This window comes from Candidatus Ancaeobacter aquaticus (genome assembly GCA_030765405.1).
Lineage (GTDB): Bacteria > Auribacterota > Ancaeobacteria > Ancaeobacterales > Ancaeobacteraceae > Ancaeobacter > Ancaeobacter aquaticus.
On sequence record JAVCCP010000045.1, the window covers coordinates 1 to 22,126 of the forward strand.

Sequence of the window (22,126 nt, forward strand, 5' to 3'; positions counted from 1 at the left end):
AATGCTTGCCTTTTCTACTATGCTTTGTGCCATGGTATTGTTCCATGCCTTGATCCTTTCCTCTAGTGTTTCCTGTTTAGGACCACTGAGGATAACGTTTCCGGGCATGGAACGCTTCCCTTTATACACCTACGGCATTTTAATTTACACTTTTCAATACATAATGCTTTACGGGAATTATCTTGACAATAATTGCATAATGATTTAGAATTCCACTCAGAAAATTGATATTCGTGTAACTCTATATTTTTAAAAAGGAGGACGTATATATGAAAAAGTTATCAATGGCTATTGTAAGTTTTATGGTGATTATGTCATTATCTTCACCAGTATTTGCGCGTGATCTGCTTGATGCTATTGTAGGTAACGATGGCGTTTTACACACGGTTTGTAAGGTAGCCGCGGAACTCGGTTCTAAACCGGTTAAAATTGTTTCCGAATTTCTTGGTGGAAATCATTCAAGAGATTATGGGTACGATGGATATCGCCACGGCGGATATCAGCATGAAGAAGATTATGGACACTATCACAGTGAAGAAAATGGGTATGGATACTGTCATCATGGTTTAGACGGCAATAGATTTTCTGGTGTCTAAGTGAGATATAGTTTATGAAATAATAAAACCCTCCCGGTAAATCGGGAGGGTTTTTTATTTCACTTGGTGGATTGAGTTTGTGTTACTTAAAGATACTTTATGTAGATAAAAAAGTTAGTGCTATTTTCATTCTGAGGTATTCTTGCAATGGAAACGAGAAGAAAATTCATTGAAAAAATAATTAAGGGAACATGTGCGTTAACACTTGCATCAAGAATAGATTTCTCCGGCGCTAAACATTTTAATTATTTTGGTAAAGATGCATACGCATCGACTCCTGCATCTCATGAAGCGCTCTATTATACTAAGATGAAAAATACCAGTGTGGTAGAATGCAGCTTATGCCCTTGGATGTGTCGTGTCCCTGATGGAAGTAGAGGGTTGTGTAAAGTAAGAGAAAACAGGGCTGGTACCTATTATACCCTTAATTATGGAAAACCATGTACCATTCATACTGATCCCATAGAAAAAAAGCCTTTGTATCATTACCTTCCCGGAACAAATGCATTTTCTCTTGCTACTGCAGGATGTAATATGGGGTGTGAGTTTTGCCAAAATTGGCGTATATCTCAATTTGGTCCTGAAGAAGTCCAGAGTATTGATATGCCACCAAAAAACATTATTACTGCGGCAAAAAAAAGTGGAGCGCCAACAATTGCATATACGTATTCTGAACCTGTCATATTTTATGAATACATGAGAGATATTGCGCAGTTGGCACGCCAGGAGAATATTGGTAATGTAATGATCTCAAATGGATTTATACAAAAAGAACCAATGAAAATATTATGTAAAGATTTAACAGCCGTAAAAATTGATTTTAAGGGTTTTACCAACACCTTTTACAGAAAAGTATGTCATGGGGAGTTAGAACCCGTAAAAGATACGTTATTATTATTAAAAGAAATAGGAATATGGTTTGAGATCGTTGTGCTTATTGTGCCGACATTGAATGATTCATCAGCAGAAATAACTGAAATGTGTCGATGGATATATAAAGAATTAGGACCAGATGTTCCGGTTCATTTTTCACGCTATTATCCTACGTATAAAATTGTTAATATTCCTCCCACACCTATTCGTACCCTCGAAAGAGCAAGAAAAATTGCTATGGATTCTGGTATGCATTTTGCCTATACGGGTAATTTACCCGGTCTTGATGGGGAAAATACTTTTTGTCCCAATTGTAAAAAGGCAATTATAAAACGTGTTGGATATTTTATTGAATCTGTAGATATGAAAGATGGACATTGCGCATTTTGTGGACAAGCTATACCGGGTGTCTGGAGTCAAAAAAATGCTCTTTCTTGGTATACTAAGGGGATGTGAAATAGAATAGATACAGTTTTTTGTGCTGGATTAATCTATTGTGATACGCTATACTGCACACCCATAATAATACATAACTAAAGGAGATACAAATGAGCCATAAAATTAATGAAAAATGTCAAAAAGCAGGTGAGTGCTTAAAGGTATGCCCGGTTGATGCAATTTCTGAAGGAGATCCCATATATATTATAGATCCAGAAGCGTGTATTGATTGTGGTGCATGTATAAGTGTTTGTCCTCATGATGCTATCGATTCTGAATAGAAATATAATCTCAGTTAAACGTATAACTAAAAGGAAACGTGTCCTATGAGTGATTTCAAAATTGTTTTTGGGGGTGTCAGAGGAAGTCATTGTGTTCCTGGCGCAGATACCGTTGCCACTGGTGGAAATAGTACATGTGTTGAAGTTATTGCAGGTGGAAATAGAATAATTTTTGATGCGGGGACAGGCATTATTCCTATAGGGAAAGAAATTCGTAAAGAATATTTTTCAAAAGCGAATAAAGGCAAGAACAAATCTTTAGTAATGTATCTCTTCTTTACACATACTCATCATGATCATACTGAAGGCCTGCCATTTTTTGAACCCGCTTATTTTGGGACAACGAAGATATATATGTTTGGCCCGCGTACCTTAAGTCAGGATTTGGAAAAAGTTCTTGAAAATGCGATGATCCCACCATTTTTTCCTATTACTATGGAAGATATGGGGGCTCAAAAGATTATTAATAATTTAACCGAGAAAAATATTGTGCTCATTCATAGTAAGGGAGCAAAGCCAGTTACCTTAAATAAATTTATTGATTCGTATACAATGAAAAAGGAGTCGGTAAAAATAGGTGTTTTAAAGAATTATAGTCATCCACGTGATGGGGTGCATGTATATTCAGTTGAATATAAAGGGAAAAAAGTTGTTTTTTCAACTGATGTTGAAGGATATGCCGGTGGAGATCAGAGGCTAATACAATTTTCTAAAGGAGCAGATGTGTTGATTCATGATGCGCAATATGTAAAAGAATCTTATGCAAATCCTAAGTATCCTAAACAGGGCTGGGGGCATAGCACTATTGATATGGCTGTTGAAGTTGCTCAAAAAGCAGAAGCAAAGAAATTAGTATTATATCACCATGATCCAGATGATACGGATAAAATGGTAAATGAAAAGGAAAAGCAAGCGCAAAAACGTTTCCCAAACACGTTAGCAGCTCGTGAGGATTTGATCATTACGGTTTAGTGCTAACGCTTTGAATACACATGCATAAAAAAACATGGGATTATATATGAAAAAAATTTCATTTATTTGTGTGCTACTTCTTTTCTTCGTATCGGCATGCTCAACAGTGCAATATACAAAACGAAGTTCATTGATTCTTGTTCCGGAGAGTCAGGAAATAGCTTTAGGGATTACATCATTTCAAGAGATAAATCAAAAAGAGAAAATAAGTACAGATGCTAGTCAGAAGGCTCTTATAGAAAAAGTTGGCCGCAAGATTGCCGCGGTAGCTGATAGACCTGACTATAAGTGGGAGTTTGTTCTTTTTGACGCGCCTGATAAAGTAAATGCCTTTGCGTTACCAGGAGGGAAAGTTGCGTTTTACACAGGTATAATGCCTTTATGTGCTGATGAAAACGGTGTTGCGGTTGTCATGGCGCATGAAATAGCTCATGCAATAGCGCGGCACGGTGCGGAAAGAATGACACATCAATTAGCCGCAGGTTTTGCAGGAGATGTTTTATCATCAGCAATTACTAAGCAAACGCCCAATGCCCAAAAAGCAATTTTGACCGGGTATGGACTTGCTTCGCAATATGGGGCAATTTTACCTTTTAGCAGGAAACAGGAGTATGAAGCAGACCATATAGGATTGATATTGATGGCCAAAGCAGGATATAAACCTTCACATGCGGTTGATTTTTGGTCTCGTATGAATACATTAAATAAAAAAAGCAAAATTCCGGAGTTCCTTTCGACGCATCCTACCGATGAGAAGCGAATTAAGCAGATACAAGAGAGGATTCCTGAGGCAAGAGGGTACCTGCAACAATAACTGTCACAGCCTGCAAAAGTTGACAAAGAGATACCCACTCTGAAATTCAATAATTTTTTATTAAAAATTGTTGACAAAACTATGTCAGCTGGTATACTCACACACTCTTACCGAAGTGTAAAAGGTGAATATAGAATATAACGTGCTTAAGTAGCTGCAATATAATGGAGTTAGAGAGATGAATAAAACGTATAGTGCCAAACCGGCAGAACAAAAAAGAAAATGGTACGTAGTTGATGCGAGCCAATATCCACTTGGTCGACTCGCAACAAAGGTTGCAAATGTATTGAGGGGAAAACACAAACCAATATTTACATCGCATGTTGACACTGGTGATTATGTTGTTGTTATTAATGCAAGCAAGGTAAAGGTTACCGGCAAGAAAGCTGAGACAATGGTATATAAGCATTATTCAGGTTATCCAGGCGGACTTAAAATTGAAACGTTTAAGACAGTCCTCGGGAAAAACCCTGAAAAGATTATTATTATGGCAGTCAAAAGAATGCTTCCTGATAATAGACTCTCAGCTCAAATAATTAAAAAGTTAAAAGTGTATCCAGGTGTTGAGCATAAGAATGAAGCTCAAAAACCTGAGACATTGAAGTTCTGAAATAATGGATAGATTATAAAGGAGGAATATGTCTAGCGAAGTTGTTTTTTATGCTACTGGAAGAAGAAAGACTGCAATAGCAAAAGTGCGTATTTTTAATGGTAAAGGACAGATGCTGGTCAATAACAAAAGTTTTGACGAGTATTTTAAAAGAGAAATTCTTAAAATGATTGCCTTACAACCATTAGAGCTTACCGAATGTATGGGTAAATATGACATTTCTGCGAGTGTTGTAGGTGGTGGGCTTGCTGGACAAGCTGGTGCATTACGGCATGGTCTTACACGTGCTCTAGTAAAAGCCGATGATAGTCTCAAAGCTGTTCTAAAGAAGGCAGGGCTTTTAACGAGAGATCCTCGAAAAAGGGAGCGCAAAAAGTATGGTCAGAAAGGTGCCCGAAAAAGATTCCAGTATTCGAAACGATAATACGGTATATTGTGTGTATCTAATTATTGCTAAAAGAGAGCCCCGAGACGACAAATCGGGGCTTTTTATTTTTATACAGTAAGTTTAATATAATAGAAATATAAGGAGCGTCCTATGATCAAAGTCGCTATTGTTGGAGCTACGGGGTATGGTGGGCAGGAACTTATTAAGCTTTTGTTACGGCATCCTAAAGTAGAGATTACACAGCTAGTGTCTCAATCAAACAAAAATAAATCAATAGGTGAAGCGTTTCCATATTTCAAGAATCTTATTGATCAAAAATTTGTATCTTTAGATCTTGCGCGAATTTCAAAAAAAGCAGATCTTGTATTTTTGTCTCTTCCGCATAAATCAGCGATGAACATTGCGGGGAAGCTCTTAAAAAAAGGTATGCGAGTAATTGATTTTAGCGCTGATTTCCGATTAAAAAATAAATCATTGTATAAATTATGGTATGGCATTGATCATCCTAATGATGATCTTCTTGCGAGTGCTATCTATGGTTTGCCTGAGTTTTATCGTTCGAAAATTAAAAAAGCTACGTTGATTGCAAATCCAGGCTGTTATCCAACTGCGGCACTTTTATCGATTCTTCCCGCATTGAATGAAGGATTGATTAATAGCGAGGATATAATAATTGATGCTAAAACCGGTGCTTCAGGTGCGGGACGGATGCCATCCGATGCGTTACATTTCCCTGAATGCAATGAATCAATAACTGCATATAGAGTAGGGACACATCAACATATACCTGAAATTGAACAAGAATTATCGTTTTTCGCGAAAAGAGATGTTGAAGCTGTTTTTATGCCGCATTTAATTCCGATGAATAGGGGGATTCTTTCGACATCATATTGCAAGTTGAAGGCAGGCATTTCTCTTAAAGAGATGAGGGCTTTTTACGCCGAATTTTACAAAAAAGAACCGTTCGTACGTGTTTTAAAGAAAAATATGTTTCCTCAAACAAGGAATGTTTCAGGGCTTAATTTTTGTGATATAGGTATTCATGTTGATGAAAACTCTCAACGACTTATTGTTGTTTCAGCTATTGATAATCTTATGAAAGGTGCCGCTGGACAAGCAGTGCAAAATATGAATATCATGTACGGCATTAAGGAAACGATGGGTCTGATCTAAACAAACCTGGTGTGCAGTGTATAAGAACGAATGGGTAAAAATATGAAAATTACAAATGGGTCAATTACAACTCCAAAAGGATATAAGGCAGGTGGAATTTCCTGTGGGACAAAAACGAAAGGCAAAAAAGATTTGTCTTTTGTTGTTAGTGATATCCCTGCTGTTGCAGCCGGAGTTTTTACGACGAATGAGGTAAAAGCCGCGCCGGTAAAACTTACACAAAAACATTTGAGAAACGGAATGCTGCAGGCAATCATTACTAATAGTGGTGTCGCTAATGCCTGTACGGGCAATGAGGGAATGGAGAACGCTCTAAAAATGGCTCAGGCAACTAAAGAGGCATTGGATCTTAAAAAAAGCACGCTTGTCGCGGTCTGTTCTACCGGTGTTATAGGAAAACAATTACCAATTAAAAAGATACAAAAAGGAGCGCATGAGCTTTCTAGTAAATTATCTCGTCATGGCGGAGTTGAAGCCGCAGAAAGCATTATGACAACAGATACGCATGCAAAGCATTGTGCAGTTAAATGCAAGATATCCGGCAAAGAAATCAGTATAGGCGGTATTGCTAAGGGTTCTGGGATGATCGAGCCGAATATGGCTACTATGCTTTCGTATATTACGACAGATTGTGCAATATCAGAAAAACTTTTGCGTAAAGCGCTACAACAGTCAGTAGATAAAAGCTTTAATTGTATTTCAGTTGATGGCGATATGAGCACAAATGATACTGTGCTTATTATGGCAAACGGGAGTGCAGAAAATAAACAGATAGCACAAGAGGACAGTAATTATAAGATATTTTGTAATGCTCTTGATATGGTAACTACATATCTCGCGAAACTCGTCGTCGGTGATGGTGAGGGGGCAACAAAGTTTGTTGAAGTAAATGTAAAAGGCGCTCAGAGTGATTCAGATGCTCATGATGTTGCTCGTGCTGTTACGCGAAGTAATTTATTTAGGGTCGCACTTTACGGGGAGGCGCCCTATTGGGGTCGTATCATGTCTGCTATCGGTTCGTCAGGTGTACTGATAAAAGAAGAAAAACTATCGATACAAGTTAATGGTAAGAACATTGTCTCAAATGGTATTTCAGATGAAAATAAAGTGGCTATTATGAAAAATCAGTTAAAGAAGAAAAATATAATCATTACGATCGATCTTAATCAAAAAAAAGGTTCTGCATGCATGTGGATGTGTGATTTATCACATGGATATGTGGCTGTTAATGTTTAATAGTACTTAGCGTAGGCGATAAAAATGGAACGATATATTGCAAAAGCAGCAGTACTTGTTGAAGCACTGCCATATATCCAGGCATATTCTAACAAGTATGTCATTATTAAATATGGCGGCAGCGCTATGAGTGATAATGAACACGCTGATAATTTATTGAAAGACATTGTTTTTTTAGAATGCGTAGGAATAAAGCCAATTCTTATTCATGGTGGCGGCAACCTCATAACATCACGTATGAAAAAGGCAGGAAAACATTCATCATTTGTTCATGGGTTGAGAGTAACGGACGAAGAAACAGTGAATATAGTCAATGATGTCTTATTAGAAATAAATGGTCGTATTGTTTCAAAGATACATGAATATGGAGGGCGTGCGCAGGGACTTACCAGTAGTGATAAGATAATTGTCGCAAAAAAACACTATGTTGAAGAAATAAATAAAAAAACAGGCAAAAAAGAGAAGATTGATATTGGGAATGTTGGAGATGTTGTTAAAATTAAAGTCTCCCCAATTAAACAAATAACTGATAGAATAGGTGTCCCTGTAATCGCTCCGGTCGGTGTTGGTTCTAATGGGGTGCTCTATAATATAAACGCAGATACTGCTGCATGTGGTATTGCTGCGGCAGTTAAGGCTGAAAAGCTTGTATTAATGACTAATACAAGGGGTATTATGGAAGATCCACATGATATAAAAACATTGATACCATCGCTGAAGACAAAGGATATTTCGACATTAATTGCCAATGGTGTTATTAACAGTGGAATGATACCAAAAGTAAAGGCATGTGTACTGGCGTTGAGGAGCGGTGTGCATAAAATACATATTATTGATGCACGGATCTTGCATTCAGTTTTATTGGAGATATTTACGGATAAGGGAATCGGAACACAAATAATGCGATAGCAGAAGAATGTGCTGTATGAAGGGATTTTAAAACCAATGAATAAAACAATTAATTTATATGACAAATATGTGTTAAACACCTATACAAAAACGCCGATTGTTTTTGTAAAAGGCAAAGGATCTTATTTATGGGATGATAAAGGAAATAAGTATCTTGATTTTTTCCCCGGGTGGGGCGTGAGCGGACTTGGACATTGTCCAAAAGCCGTTGTTTCAGCTATAAAAAAACAAGTCGATACGCTTATGCATATATCAAATAATTACTATAATGAATTACAGGGTAAACTTGCAGAGATTATTTCCAAACAGTCTTTTGGCGGTAAAGTGTTTTTCTGTAATAGCGGCGCAGAAGCAAATGAAGCGGCGATTAAGCTTGTACGTAAATATGGATCAAAGGTTGGTCGGTATGAAGTTATTACCATGTTAAAGTCCTTTCATGGAAGAACACTTGCTGCGGTAAGTGCCACAGGACAAAAACAATTTCATGATGGGTTTCGCCCGCTTGTTCCTGGGTTTCGCTACGTAAAGTTTGGTGATATTGAAGAATTAAAGAGATCCATTACTGATAAAACTATCGCAATTATGCTTGAGCCTATACAGGGTGAAGGCGGGATAAATTATGCAGGTAAAGAATATTATACGGCACTAAGAAAATTATGTGACAAGAATGGCATTCTTTTGATCTTTGATGAAGTGCAGACAGGAATGGGCAGAACGGGAAAAATGTTCTGTTATCAAAATTTTGATGTTGTTCCAGATGTAATGACTTTGGCAAAAATGATTGGCGGAGGTATGCCGATCGGTGCGATGGTTGTTAAAAACGAACTAGCTAATGTTCTTGGGCCAGGGACACATGCCACGACATTTGGGGGAAGTCCTTTAGCTTGTTCGGCAGCTCTTGCGGTATTTGATACAATTAAAAATGATAAACTAATGAATAACGCCAAACAGATGGGAAGTTACTTAAGGAAACAACTGGAATATTTGGCTGATTCATATCCTATAATTCGTGATGTGCGAGGACTGGGTTTAATGATAGGCGTGGAACTGAACGCTGATGGTGTTGAGATAGCTAAAGCATGTACCGAACGAGGTCTTCTCATTAACTGTACTAATCAAGTTGTTCTGCGGATAATGCCGGCGTTAAACGTGAAGAAGAGTGAGATTGATAGTGCAGTTTCAATTCTAGATGGGGTGTTAGGGTCCTTACAATGAAAATAAAAGATCTTATTTCTTTAGCAGATTTATCACACACACAGATTAAAGATATACTCACGGTAGCCGATAAACTTAAGAAGAAGAACCAGCCAATGCTTTTAAAAGATAAAGCGCTAGCTCTTATTTTTAAAAAATCATCGACGCGTACACGAGTATCTTTTGAAGTTGCCATTTATCAATTGGGTGGATATTCAACGTTTCTGCGGACAGAAGATGTTCAGATAGGTCGCGGTGAATCTATAGCTGATACCGCAAAAGTATTGTCGCGATATATTGATGGGATCGTTATACGGACATTTGATCATAGTGAGATAATAGAACTTGCTCAGAATGCCACAATACCTGTCATTAATGGATTAAGTGATTATTCTCATCCATGTCAAGTCTTATGCGATTTAATGACGATAAAGGAAAAACGGGGAAAACTTAATGGATTAAAAGTTGCCTTTATAGGTGATGGATCGAGCAATATGGCTCATTCATGGATGTTTGGCGCAGTTAAAATGGGTATACATTTAGCGGTTGCAACACCTCGCCAATATCAACCGCTTCCAGAGGTGCAAAGAATCGCTAAAAGCTGTAAAGATGGTAAAGGCAGTTTTTACATTACCTCAGATCCTAATGAAGCTGCTAAAAATGCAGACATTCTTTATACTGACGTTTTTGTAAGTATGGGGCAAGAAAAAGAGATGAAAAACCGGCTCAAAACATTTAAACCGTATCAGATAACACAAAAGCTTCTTGATCGTGCACATAAAAAATGTATGGTCATGCATTGTCTTCCTGCGCATAGAGGGCAGGAGATAGCAGCGGATGTTATTGACGGGCCGCAATCAGTTGTTTTTGATCAAGCTGAAAATCGATTGCATGTGCAAAAAGGGATATTGGCGCTGCTTATGAGCGGCAAAAAGATTTAAATTTAATAGAGAGTGTGAGTATAAGGGGGTATGATGAAAAAAGTTGTATTAGCGTATTCTGGGGGACTTGATACATCCATTATCATACAATGGCTTAAAGAAAAATACAGTTATGATGTTATTGCCTATTGTGCGGATCTGGGTCAAGGTTCAGAACTTACAGGATTACGTAAAAAAGCGTTAAAAACAGGCGCGTCAAAGGTGTATATCTGTGATTTACGTGAAGAGTTTGTGCGTGATTATGTGTTTCCTTTAATTAAATCCGGTGCGATTTATGAAGGTGTCTATCTTATGGGCACGTCAATTGCACGGCCGCTTATTGCAAAGAAACAGATTGAAATCGCACATAAAGAGAAGGCTGAAGCGGTATGTCATGGGTCCACAGGGAAAGGGAATGACCAGGTACGATTCGAGCTTACGTATTACGCGATGGATCCATATATTAAAGTAGTTGCGCCGTGGCGTGAATGGGATTTTGATTCTCGAGAATCATTAATCCGTTATGCGAAAAAACATAATATTCCGGTGCCGGTAACAAAGGCAAAACCGTATTCGAGTGATAGAAATCTATTTCATATTAGTTTTGAAGGAGGCATATTAGAAGATCCCTGGAGAGAACCGCGTGAAGATATGTTTCTATTGTCTCAATCGCCTGAGAAGGCGCCGAATAAAGCGACGTATGTTGAAATAGAGTTTAAAAAGGGTACGCCGTGGGCAATTAATGGAAAGAAGTATTCTCCATACGCGTTGCTCAAACGATTAAATGAACTTGGTGGTAAAAATGGTATCGGTCGAATAGATATCGTTGAGAATAGATTTGTAGGAATGAAGTCGCGTGGTGTGTATGAAACGCCAGGTGGGACCATATTGCATGTCGCTCACCGAGCAATCGAATCTATTACTATGGATAGGGAAGTAATGCGGTTAAGGGATTCGTTTATGCCAAAATATGCTGAATTGGTATATTACGGATTCTGGTTTTCTCCGGAAATGTCTTTAATGAACACTATGATCGATGAGACGCAGAAAAATGTGACTGGTGTTGTCCGGCTTAAATTATATAAAGGGAACTGTATAGTGGTTGGAAGAAAGTCAAAAAAATCATTATATCGAGAAGATGTTGTCACATTTGAAAAAGATGACGGGGCATATAACCAAAAAGATGCTGAAGGATTTATACGCCTACAGGCTCTTCGACTGAAGATACACGCTATGCTTGAAAATAAATAATAAAATAAGGTACCATTATGGTGAAAAAATTATGGGCAGGGCGATATAAGAAGGATACCCACAAAGATGTCGAGCAATTTACGCAATCGGTATCGTACGATAAGCGTTTAGCGCAATACGATATCATTGGAAGTATTGCACATGCAAAGATGCTTGCACATGTCGGCGTTATTTCAAAAAAGGAGAGCAGCACGATACAAACTGCTCTGAAGAAAATTGCTTCTGATATTAGTAAGGGTTCATTTCGGTTTAAGGCTGAACTTGAAGATGTCCATATGAACGTTGAGGCAGCACTTATTAAAAAAATTGGTGCTGTAGGGGGGAAATTACATACTGCACGAAGCCGAAACGACCAGGTGTCTTTAGACTTGCGAATGTATTTGCGTGACGAGGTAGATGCAATCATAGATGGTATAACTGTGCTGCAGAAATCGCTTCTAGAATTGGCGCAAAAGTATAAAAAAGTGATTATATCCGGATACACTCATATGCAGCACGCGCAACCGGTTCTTTTTGCCCACCATATGCTTGCATACGTAGAAATGTTTGAACGAGATAAAGATCGGCTGTCTGATTGTAAGAAACGGATTAATGTTCTTTCCTTAGGTGCATGTGCGCTTGCGGGAACATCAATCCCTATAGATCGGGCATTTGTTGCTAAGGAATTAGGGTTTAAGAGTGTGTCTCAAAATAGTATTGATACGGTATCAGACCGAGATTTTGTAATAGAGTTCTTACAAGCTGCGTCAATTATGGGAATGCATTTTTCTCGCATATCAGAAGAATGTATTTTATGGGCTTCAACAGAATTTGATCTTATCGATATCGATGAATCTTTTTGTACGGGATCGAGTATTATGCCGCAAAAAAAGAATCCTGATATTGCGGAATTGATACGCGGGAAATCAGGGCGTTTATATGGTAATCTCACAAGTGTTCTTGTGATGATGAAAGGATTGCCGCTTTCATATAATCGAGATATGCAAGAAGATAAAGAACCGCTTTTTGATTCTGTTGATACAGTAAAAGCAATACTTGGTATACTCTCAAAAATGCTTAGTTGTATTACACTTAAGAAACAATCGAAAAATGTATTTAGCGGTGATTTCTCGTATGCAACAGATGTTGCAGAATACTTAGTGAAAAAAAGTGTTCCGTTTAGAAACGCGCATGAGATTGTAGGGAATTTGGTATCTTACTCAATAGAGAAGAATATCGAGATGTATGATATCCCTTTAAAAGAATTGCAAAAACATGCACCTCAGTTTCAGCGTGATATCTATAAGGTAATGGAAATAGGAAATGTAGTATCGTCAAAACGTTCGTCCGGTGGAACAGCGAATGTAAATGTTGAGCGTTCAATGAAAATCTGGAAAAAGAAGCTTTTTTAGTGAGGATACTTATGCATGATTTTACATATAAAGGATTAAAGCTATATGCCGAAGATGTTCCTGTAGAGAAAATCGCAAAGAAATATAAGACACCCGTATTTGTATATAGTTATAAAACTCTTGTTGATCATTTTACTAAACTGCAAAAAGCTTTTACCTCTATAGATACGTGTATTTGCTACTCAGTAAAATCAAATTCTAATGGCGCAGTCTTAAAGGCTCTAATCGAAAAAGGTGCCGGACTGGATGTCGTCAGTGGCGGTGAATTATATAGAGGACTAAAGGCCGGTGCCGATGCGAGTAAAATTGTTTTTGCCGGTGTAGGAAAAGGATATGATGAAATAGAGTTAGCTATTAGAAAAAATATTTTATTTTTTACGGTAGAGTCAAAACAGGAGTTAGAAGTGATAGCGCGTGTAGCAAAAAAATGCGGAAAAGTCGCGCATGTTGCTTTACGCGTTAATCCTGATGTTGATCCAAAAACACACAAATATATTTCGACCGGTAAAAAAGAGAATAAATTTGGACTGAATTTCAGTGCTGCATTAGCTTTATATAAAGATATAAAGAAGATGAAAAATATTGTAGCTCGCGGTGTGCATATGCATATCGGGTCTCAAATTACCTCAATACAGCCTTTTTTAACGGCAATTGATAAAATGCAGCGTTTTATTGAAAAAGTGAAGTCAGAGGGTATTAATCTTGAATATTTCGATATAGGGGGTGGGTTAGGCATAATATATAAAGATGAAAAGCCTCTTACTGCCGAACAATTTGGTAATCATGTAATTCCTCGATTAAAAAAGTTGCAGCTTAAAATTGTTCTTGAGCCGGGACGATTTATTTCAGGCAATGCAGGGATAATGGTTACGCAGGTACGGTATGTTAAAGAAAGTGGGAAGTATTTTGCTATTGTTGACGCGGGGATGAATGATTTGATACGCCCATCGCTTTATAGTGCTTACCATGAGATACTACCGGTAAAGAAAAATAGCAGGAAAAAAGTCAAACTTGATGTAGTGGGTCCTATTTGTGAAAGTGGTGACTTTTTTGCGCAGGATAGAATGATGCAACTAGTGCATCCCGGAGAATATATTGCTGTTATGAGTGCGGGAGCATATGGTTTTACTATGTCATCAAATTATAATTCACGTCCACGAGCAGCTGAAGTACTTGTTAAAGGTAAATCAATGTATGAGATAAAGAGAAGAGAAACATATAAAGATTTGTTGCGAGGAGAAAGTATCCCGGACTTTTTAGCGTAAAATGGGGTTGAGAAACAATACTATGACTATGAAAAAATCAATTCAGTTCACTAAAATATCGGCGGCAGCGAATGATTTTATTTTGATTGATAATCGAAAAGCTGTACTGAAAAAAAACTTAAAGAAATGCGCTCAAATACTCTGTAATAGAAAAAATGGTATTGGCGCGGACGGTTTGATTATTATTGAGCTTTCACGTAAAGCTGATTTTAAAATGAGGATTTTTAATCCTGATGGTTCTGAAGCAGAAATGTGCGGTAATGGGGCACGTGCATGTGCGCTTTTTGCTTATGAAAATGAAATCGCGGGTGGCATGATGTGTTTTACAACACTTGCGGGAGTGATAGAGGCTCGGGTGTTAAAGGACGGGGTTTCTATTAGGATGGTTGCTCCGAGTACAATAAATAAAGATATCAAGATAACACATGAGGACAAAATATATTCTTTTGACTTTGTAGATACAGGTGTGCCGCATGCGGTACATTTCAACAAAAACATTAAAAATATAGACGTAAAAACACTCGGGAAACATGTCCGGCAGGCAAAAGAGTTTCAGCCTCATGGGACCAATGTTAACTTTGCTAAAATAATTGATAAGCATGCTATTGAGGTGCGTACCTATGAACGTGGTGTAGAAGATGAAACATTGGCTTGTGGAACAGGGTCTACGGCGTCTGCACTCGTTGCCGGTGAAAGATATGGATGTCTATCTCCAATAAAGGTGTTAGTGCAAAGTGGAGATTATTTAACGATAAGTTTTAAACGAACAAGAGATAACAGTTTTGAAAATATTTGCATGAAAGGTCCTGCTAAAGAAATATTTGTAGGTACTCTTTCGCATATACTATGATCTAAGATATTAAAGAGGAGGTTTGATATGTTTAAAGGTTCCATCGTTGCTTTGGTAACACCGTTTAAAGATTCTCAAGTAGACTATACAAAGATTGAAGAGCTCGTAGAAATGCATGTTTCCTCTGGTACGCACGGGATTGTTCCTTGCGGCACTACCGGTGAAGCCCCGACACTTGATTTTGAAGAACATATAAAGGTAATTGAGACGACAGTTAAAGCTGTAAATAAAAGGGTTCCAGTTATTGCAGGTACAGGGTCTAATAGTACTGCTGAGACAGTATATTTGACAGAACAGGCCAAGAAGGTTGGTGCTGATGCTGTTTTAATAAGCACCCCATACTATAATAAACCGCCACAAAAAGGGTTGTATGAGCATTATAAGAAAGTAAATGATTCTGTTGATATTCCGATCGTTCTCTATAATGTGCCTGGAAGAACTGCGGTGTCGTTTACCACTGAGACTGTAACGCGTCTTGCCGAACTTAAAAATGTAGTTGCACTTAAAGAAGCAAGTGGCTCTGTTGATACAACATCACAAATCATCGCACAATCTGATATTACCGTTTTATCAGGTGATGACTCATTAACATTGCCCTTGATATCTGTTGGCGCAAAAGGTGTTATTTCAGTTACGGCAAATGTCGCTCCAAAGGAAATGAGCGCGCTTGTCGAAGCGGCATTAAAGGGTGATTATGATACTGCACGTAAAATGCACTATTCATTAATGAGTTTGTTTAAGGTTCTTTTTGTTGAATCAAATCCTATACCGGTTAAAGCGGCCTTAGAGCTTATGGGTAAGATTTCAGGGGATTTGCGGTTACCCTTATGTAGAATAGATGATGCCAATAAAGAAAAAGTAAAAAAGGTATTACAGGAATGTTCATTAGTTTAGTTATGGAGGATATATGATACAGGTTGTTGTTTGTGGTGCGACAGGTAAAATGGGACGAAGGATTATTGCGTGTGCCGCCGAGGATGCAGATATAAAGATAGTTGGGGCAGTAGACAGAAAAGATAATCCAGATATTGGAAAAGATAGTGGTGAGCTATCAGGATGCGCTAAAAACAGTGTTCCAATTTCTGGTGATCTTGCAGCTGTTATAGATGGGGCTGATGTTGTAATAGATTTTTCGTTTCATGAAGCGACAGTAGATGTGGCTGAATGTTGCAAAAAGAATAAAAAACCATTGGTAATCGGTACAACAGGATTTTCAACACAAGAATTAGAGAAGGTGAAAGCAAATGCTGATTCTATAGCTCTTTTAATTGCCCCAAATATGAGTATTGGTGCAAATGTGTTATTTCATAAGGCGGGAGAGATTGCACGTATATTGGGGGATGATTACGACATAGAAATTATTGAAGCGCACCATAAGTTTAAAAAAGATGCTCCGAGCGGTACGGCAAACAAAATTGCGGAAGTATTAGCCGAAGCACGTGGGAGTGATATAGAAAAGTGTGGTGTTTATGGACGTAAAGGTGACAATGCGCTGAGAAATAAAGAAGATATTGGAGTGCATGTTGTTCGTGGCGGTGATATCATTGGCGAACATACAGTGCTTTATTGTGGTATGGGTGAACGTATTGAACTCTCACATAAAGCGTCTACAAGAGATAATTTTGCTAAAGGTGCCCTTCGTGCAGTAAAGTATTTAAAAGATGCCGCGCCGGGTATCTACGATATGGGAGACGTTTTGTCGCTGAAATAATATATATATATTAGACAGCTATTAAAGAGAATATGAAGGAGGATATATGAGTATGAAAATAGAACTTTCAAACAGAATAAAGAGATTGCCACCATATCTTTTTGCTGAAATTACGAGGATGAAAAGAGCATTGGAAGAGCAGGGTAAAGATATTATTGATCTTGGTGTCGGTGATCCTGATCACGCTACGCCCCAACATATCATAGATACTCTGACTGAAGCAACGAAAGACCCGAAGCATCATAAATATGCAACTGATTACGGAATGATTGAGCTCAGGGAAGAGATTGCAAAATGGTATAAGGAACGTTTTAACGTTACGCTAGATCCTAAGACGGAAGTGCTTCCACTTATTGGTTCAAAAGAGGGTATAGCGCATATACCGCTTGCGTTTGTGAATAATCACGATGTTGTTTTAGTTCCTGATCCTGCATATCCAGTGTATCAGTCAGGATCAATATTCGCTGGTGCCGAGATATATTATATGCCGTTAATGGAAAAAAATAACTTTTTGCCGGATTTTGATGCAATCGATCTTCAAATTGCGCATCGCGCAAAAATGATGTTTTTAAATTATCCGAATAATCCAACGGCTGCGGTATGTGAAAAAAGCTTTTTCGATAAAGTCGTGGCATTTGCCCAAGAGAATAATATTATTGTTTGTCACGATGGCGCGTATTCAGAAATTGCTTTTGACGGCTATAATCCACCTTCTTTTCTTGAAGCTGAGGGGGCAAAAGATGTGGGAATAGAGTTTCATTCGTTATCAAAAACATATAATATGACAGGGTGGAGAGTCGGTTTTGCAGTAGGAAATAAAGATATTATTGCGGGTCTCAGTAAAGTTAAGGCTAATCTTGATTCGGGCATATTCATGCCTATTCAGGTTTCAGCAATTGAAGCGTTACGCGGGCCTCAGGAATTTAGAAAAGAACTGATAGATATTTATCAGGAAAGGCGTGATGTTCTTGCAGACGGTTTGGAATCACTTGGATGGCATGTAAAGAAACCGCAAGCCGCATTTTATATATGGGTAAATGTTCCTCCGGGTTACACATCAAGTGAATTATCAAAATTGTTGCTTGAGAAAGCAAATATTGTTGTTACACCTGGAAATGGTTTTGGTAAATACGGTGAAGGTTATATCCGAATGACTCTTACTATGCCTAAAGAACGACTTGTAGAAGCAGTACAGAGAATAAAAAAAATGCATGATGAATGGAAGTAACACTATACTATATACCATATGCTAACAGATTTTCTTGATAAAGAAATTGTATATATAGGTCTTGGCTCAAATATGGGGGACAGAGTTTCTCTTATACGTAAGGCCGTAGAGCTTATTCGTAAAATACCGAGAATAAATGTGCTTGAGGTATCATCACTCTATGAAACCGAACCGGTTGATATGAAAAGTGATGATTGGTTTATTAATTGTATAGTGGCAATTGAAACTGATTTGGCTTGTTTTGAGCTTCTATTCATACTTCAAGAGATTGAAACAACTATGGGGAGAAAAAAGAGTGCGGAAAAGGTTTCACGACCAATAGATATAGACATACTTGTATGGGAAAACAGGGTGTTAGGAAGTGAGTCTTTATGCATTCCACATAGCGAGCTCCACAAGAGAAAATTTATATTGATACCTCTTGATGAGATTAATGCTAATATGAAAATACCCAAACATAATATGACGCCGCAGGAACTTTTGGATAATTTAGAAGGTGAAGATGCACGGTATGAGATAAGAATAATGGAGGACAAGATTGATATCTAAAGTAACAACCACAGTGCTTAAAGTTAAAAAAGAGAAAAAAGAAAAGATCATTGCGCTTACTGCATATGATTCTATTACTGCAAGGATACTTGATCAAGCAGGGATTGACATTATTCTTGTCGGAGATTCATTAGGGAACGTGCTCTTGGGGTATAAAAATACGCTTCCTGTGACGCTTGATGAGATGGTTCATTATACAAAGGTAGTTTCACGTGGCGTTCAAAATGCACTCCTTGTAGGTGATATGCCATTTATGTCCTATCATATCAATGTTGAAGAATCTGTACGAAACGCCGGTAGATTTATCAAGGAGGGAATGGCTGAAGCTGTAAAGCTTGAAGGTGGGAAAGAAGTATGTGAGAAAGTAATGGCTATTGTTGGTGCAGGTATCCCTGTTTTAGGGCATATCGGGCTTAAACCGCAGGAATCGCTCCGCACGGGCGGGTATAAAATTCAGGGAAAAGATTCTGTTTCCGCGCAAAAAATTATTAAGGATGCTGTAGCACTCGAAAAAGCAGGTGCATTTGCTCTTGTCGTAGAATGTATCCCTGCTGTTCTTACAAAAAAAGTCACCCAATCTGTATCGATACCAGTAATAGGTATAGGGGCAGGGAAAGAATGTGACGGACAAATACTTGTTACGCATGATATTCTGGGACTCACAAATGGGCAGACACCGAAATTTGTAAAAAAATACGCAGATATATCAGGTGAGATGACACGAGGGGTAACAAAATTTATTGGTGAATGCAAGAAGGGGACGTATCCAGACAGTAAACACAGTTACTAGAAAATAATAATACATATTGTAAGTGCGCAAAATTATCATTTTGCGCTTTTTCATTATATAGGAAAAATATGAAAGTTATTGGCAACACTTTACATATACATAAAGAAATAACGAAACTCAAACGCAGAGGTAAAAAAATAGCCTTTGTGGCAACCATGGGTGCGTTACATGCCGGACACTCAGCATTAATAAGAAAAGCACGAAAAACTGCTGATATCGTTATTGTAAGTATTTATGTTAACAAACTTCAGTTTGGTCCACGTGAAGATTATTCTCGATATCCGAGAAATATTAATAATGATTTGCTTACGTGTAGAGCACAAAAAGTAGATATTGTTTTCAATCCTAAAGAAGATGATTTTTACTCTGATACTCATTCAACATATGTAAATGAAGATGTTCTCTCAGTAGGTCTGTGTGGAAAAAATAGAAAAGAACATTTTGAGGGTGTAACAACCGTTCTTGCGAAGTTATTTAACTCTGTACGGCCGGATATTGTTTATTTCGGGCAGAAAGATTATCAGCAATATAAAGTTGTTGAACGTATGGTTCGTGATTTGCAGTATCCGATTAAAGTAGTTATGGTTCCTACGGTAAGAGAAAAAGATGGGCTGGCACTTAGTTCACGTAATGCCTACTTGACTGCCGAACAGCGAAAGAAAGCAGCTAAAATAAATATGATCATTAAGGAAGGAATAGAAAAGTATGCTCAAGAAGCAAACGTAGCAACCGCAGAAAACTATATGTGTAAGAAGATGAAGAGTATCGGCATTCATAAGATCGATTATGTGAAAATTGTAAAAAAAGATAATTTATCTGACAAAATCGAGAAAAATAGTGATATAGTATGCGCAGTCGCTGTGTGGGTAGGGAAGGTTAGATTAATTGATAACATAATAATGAAGTGTAGAAAAGGTGCTTGAAAATGAAATTTAATGAAACTGCATATAAAGAAAAACTCGTCGCGGAGATACGTGAGCTGAAAAAAGAGCAAGATGCTGTTATATTGGCGCATAACTATCAGAGGGATGAAATACAGGAAATTGCTGATTATATAGGGGATTCACTTGAATTGTCACGAAGGGCTGTTACGGTAAAGAATAAAACTATTGTATTTTGCGGTGTCCATTTTATGGCTGAATGCGCGGCGATCTTAAATCCTGATAAAACCGTGCTTTTGCCGGTTAAAGAAGCAGGATGCCCGCTTGCCGATATGATTACGGTAGATAAGTTAAAGGAACTCAAGAAGAAACATCCCGGAGTACCGGTTGTCTGTTATGTGAACACTTCAGCTCATATAAAAGCTGAAAGCGATATCACCGCTACATCTTCAAACGCAATTAAAGTAGTGAATTCACTCAAATCCGATAAAGTTATTTTTGTTCCAGATAGAAACTTGGCAGTGTATGTTGCAAGTCACTCTGATAAGGAAATAATTCTCTGGGACGGCTACTGTATAAGCCATAAAATATTAACTGAAGAGGATGTTAAACGGGCAAAACATCGACATCCACAAGCAGAGTTTCTTGCTCATCCTGAATGCCGGATTGAAGTATTGCAGCTTGCTAACCATATAGCGAGTACAAGCGGGATTTTAAAATATGCCAGAGAATCTAAGTGTAACGAATTTATTATTGGTACGGAAGTAGGGGTTCTGTATAAGTTGCGGCAAGACAGTCCGAATAAGAAATTCTATTCGCCGTCACAACATCTATTATGTGCGAACATGAAGTTAACAACCCTTGGATGGCTTGCCAGATCTTTGAAGAATATGCAGTATAAAGTAACGGTAAAAGAGCCGGTTCTATCAAAAGCTAAAAAGACATTGGAACGAATGCTCGAGGTAGTGTAAAACCACTTCTTATAAGGTTTTTGCAATGATTAAGAATATCGGGATAATTGGGTGTGGTAATATTGGCTCAGGTGTTGCTCGTTATATTGAAGATAAGCTTACAGGGAAAGCATGTCTTAAAGCTTTATGTGATACAGAAAAAGATAGAATTGATAAACTTACTCACTCCCTCAAATTAAACCCGCTCATACTCCTTCAGGATAAACTTATTGATGAATGCGATATTATTATTGAAGCGGCGCATATGGCTGTGGTGCGTGATATTCTGCATCAAGTAATTTCACGAAAGAAAACACTTATTCTCGTTAGCAGTGGGGGAATTCTTGGGAATGAAGATCTTATTGATATGGCAGAACATAGTGGCGCTCAGATACATGTAGTGAGTGGCGCTATTGCGGGGTTAGACGCATTAAAAGCGGCAAAGATCGGTGGAATAGATTCTGTCGAGATAATAACAAGAAAACCCCCTAAAGGGCTTCTTGGCGCGCCATATTTAATCGAACAGGGAATTAATCTTGATTCATTAGAACAAGAAACAGTTATTTTTAGCGGCACAGCGACAGAAGCGATTAAAGGTTTTCCTAAAAATGTTAATGTAGCCTGTACACTGGGCTATGCGGGTATAGGCCTTGATAAAACCGATGTAACAATAATATCTGGTCCTCACATTACCACTAATTCACATGAAGTCATAATTAAAGGCTCATGCGGTGAAATTAGAACAATAACAGATAATCTTCCCAGCCCAGAAAACCCCAAAACAAGCTATTTAGCAGTTTTATCGGTAATGGCTAAGCTTGAGGATATAGTAAGTACTTGTCATATAGGATCTTAA

General features: G+C 37.9%; 24 protein-coding genes. All 24 read left to right on the forward strand.

What is annotated here, in order from left to right; translation table 11 throughout:
- Window positions 1–269: 269 nt before the first annotated feature.
- Window positions 270–596, forward strand: coding sequence for a hypothetical protein (locus P9M13_05590; protein ID MDP8262758.1), 327 nt, complete (start codon window positions 270–272; stop codon window positions 594–596).
- A 147-nt stretch (window positions 597–743) separates the two neighbouring features.
- Window positions 744–1,925, forward strand: coding sequence for an AmmeMemoRadiSam system radical SAM enzyme (gene amrS, locus P9M13_05595; protein ID MDP8262759.1), 1,182 nt, complete (start codon window positions 744–746; stop codon window positions 1,923–1,925).
- Between the two features lie 92 nt (window positions 1,926–2,017).
- Window positions 2,018–2,188 (forward strand): 4Fe-4S binding protein, encoded by a 171-nt coding sequence (locus P9M13_05600; GenBank protein ID MDP8262760.1) that lies wholly within the window; start codon window positions 2,018–2,020, stop codon window positions 2,186–2,188.
- 45 nt (window positions 2,189–2,233) lie between these two features.
- Entirely contained in the window at window positions 2,234–3,160 is a 927-nt protein-coding gene (locus tag P9M13_05605; protein ID MDP8262761.1) for an MBL fold metallo-hydrolase, read from the forward strand.
- Between the two features lie 46 nt (window positions 3,161–3,206).
- Entirely contained in the window at window positions 3,207–3,974 is a 768-nt protein-coding gene (locus P9M13_05610) for a M48 family metallopeptidase (GenBank protein ID MDP8262762.1), read from the forward strand.
- Window positions 3,975–4,152: 178 nt separating this feature from the next.
- Complete coding sequence (rplM, locus tag P9M13_05615) at window positions 4,153–4,584, forward strand: 50S ribosomal protein L13 (GenBank protein MDP8262763.1); 432 nt, start codon at window positions 4,153–4,155, stop codon at window positions 4,582–4,584.
- A 28-nt stretch (window positions 4,585–4,612) separates the two neighbouring features.
- Window positions 4,613–5,008 (forward strand): 30S ribosomal protein S9, encoded by a 396-nt coding sequence (gene rpsI / locus P9M13_05620; protein ID MDP8262764.1) that lies wholly within the window; start codon window positions 4,613–4,615, stop codon window positions 5,006–5,008.
- 114 nt (window positions 5,009–5,122) lie between these two features.
- Window positions 5,123–6,145: an N-acetyl-gamma-glutamyl-phosphate reductase gene (gene argC / locus P9M13_05625; GenBank protein MDP8262765.1), complete on the forward strand. Its 1,023-nt coding sequence runs from the start codon at window positions 5,123–5,125 to the stop codon at window positions 6,143–6,145.
- 42 nt (window positions 6,146–6,187) lie between these two features.
- Window positions 6,188–7,381: a bifunctional glutamate N-acetyltransferase/amino-acid acetyltransferase ArgJ gene (gene argJ / locus P9M13_05630; protein MDP8262766.1), complete on the forward strand. Its 1,194-nt coding sequence runs from the start codon at window positions 6,188–6,190 to the stop codon at window positions 7,379–7,381.
- A gap of 24 nt (window positions 7,382–7,405) precedes the next feature.
- A complete protein-coding gene (gene argB, locus P9M13_05635) occupies window positions 7,406–8,290 on the forward strand; it encodes an acetylglutamate kinase (GenBank protein ID MDP8262767.1) in 885 nt (294 codons plus the stop codon).
- Window positions 8,291–8,326: 36 nt separating this feature from the next.
- Window positions 8,327–9,505: an aspartate aminotransferase family protein gene (locus P9M13_05640; GenBank protein MDP8262768.1), complete on the forward strand. Its 1,179-nt coding sequence runs from the start codon at window positions 8,327–8,329 to the stop codon at window positions 9,503–9,505.
- Window positions 9,502–10,425, forward strand: a complete 924-nt coding sequence (argF, locus tag P9M13_05645; protein MDP8262769.1) for an ornithine carbamoyltransferase — start codon at window positions 9,502–9,504, stop codon at window positions 10,423–10,425. The genes P9M13_05640 and argF overlap by 4 nt, the downstream gene beginning before the upstream one ends.
- Before the next feature lie 33 nt (window positions 10,426–10,458).
- Window positions 10,459–11,655, forward strand: coding sequence for an argininosuccinate synthase (locus tag P9M13_05650; GenBank protein ID MDP8262770.1), 1,197 nt, complete (start codon window positions 10,459–10,461; stop codon window positions 11,653–11,655).
- A 17-nt stretch (window positions 11,656–11,672) separates the two neighbouring features.
- Window positions 11,673–13,046 carry an argininosuccinate lyase gene (gene argH, locus P9M13_05655; protein MDP8262771.1) on the forward strand — a complete coding sequence of 458 codons (1,374 nt, stop codon included), beginning with the start codon at window positions 11,673–11,675 and terminating at the stop codon, window positions 13,044–13,046.
- A gap of 11 nt (window positions 13,047–13,057) precedes the next feature.
- Complete coding sequence (gene lysA, locus P9M13_05660; protein MDP8262772.1) at window positions 13,058–14,311, forward strand: diaminopimelate decarboxylase; 1,254 nt, start codon at window positions 13,058–13,060, stop codon at window positions 14,309–14,311.
- A 28-nt stretch (window positions 14,312–14,339) separates the two neighbouring features.
- Window positions 14,340–15,161 (forward strand): diaminopimelate epimerase, encoded by an 822-nt coding sequence (gene dapF, locus P9M13_05665; GenBank protein MDP8262773.1) that lies wholly within the window; start codon window positions 14,340–14,342, stop codon window positions 15,159–15,161.
- 27 nt (window positions 15,162–15,188) lie between these two features.
- Window positions 15,189–16,055, forward strand: a complete 867-nt coding sequence (dapA, locus tag P9M13_05670; GenBank protein MDP8262774.1) for a 4-hydroxy-tetrahydrodipicolinate synthase — start codon at window positions 15,189–15,191, stop codon at window positions 16,053–16,055.
- 13 nt (window positions 16,056–16,068) lie between these two features.
- Window positions 16,069–16,872, forward strand: coding sequence for a 4-hydroxy-tetrahydrodipicolinate reductase (gene dapB / locus P9M13_05675; GenBank protein MDP8262775.1), 804 nt, complete (start codon window positions 16,069–16,071; stop codon window positions 16,870–16,872).
- A gap of 46 nt (window positions 16,873–16,918) precedes the next feature.
- The gene (locus P9M13_05680) at window positions 16,919–18,100 is read left to right on the forward strand and encodes an LL-diaminopimelate aminotransferase (protein ID MDP8262776.1); all 1,182 of its coding nucleotides are present in this window, start codon (window positions 16,919–16,921) and stop codon (window positions 18,098–18,100) included.
- Window positions 18,101–18,118: 18 nt separating this feature from the next.
- Window positions 18,119–18,649 (forward strand): 2-amino-4-hydroxy-6-hydroxymethyldihydropteridine diphosphokinase, encoded by a 531-nt coding sequence (gene folK, locus P9M13_05685; GenBank protein MDP8262777.1) that lies wholly within the window; start codon window positions 18,119–18,121, stop codon window positions 18,647–18,649.
- Window positions 18,642–19,439, forward strand: a complete 798-nt coding sequence (gene panB / locus P9M13_05690) for a 3-methyl-2-oxobutanoate hydroxymethyltransferase (protein ID MDP8262778.1) — start codon at window positions 18,642–18,644, stop codon at window positions 19,437–19,439. Before folK ends, panB begins: the two co-directional genes overlap by 8 nt.
- A 68-nt stretch (window positions 19,440–19,507) precedes the next feature.
- Window positions 19,508–20,362 carry a pantoate--beta-alanine ligase gene (gene panC, locus P9M13_05695; protein MDP8262779.1) on the forward strand — a complete coding sequence of 285 codons (855 nt, stop codon included), beginning with the start codon at window positions 19,508–19,510 and terminating at the stop codon, window positions 20,360–20,362.
- 2 nt (window positions 20,363–20,364) lie between these two features.
- Window positions 20,365–21,291, forward strand: coding sequence for a quinolinate synthase NadA (gene nadA / locus P9M13_05700; GenBank protein MDP8262780.1), 927 nt, complete (start codon window positions 20,365–20,367; stop codon window positions 21,289–21,291).
- Window positions 21,292–21,316: 25 nt separating this feature from the next.
- Window positions 21,317–22,126, forward strand: coding sequence for an aspartate dehydrogenase (locus P9M13_05705; protein ID MDP8262781.1), 810 nt, complete (start codon window positions 21,317–21,319; stop codon window positions 22,124–22,126).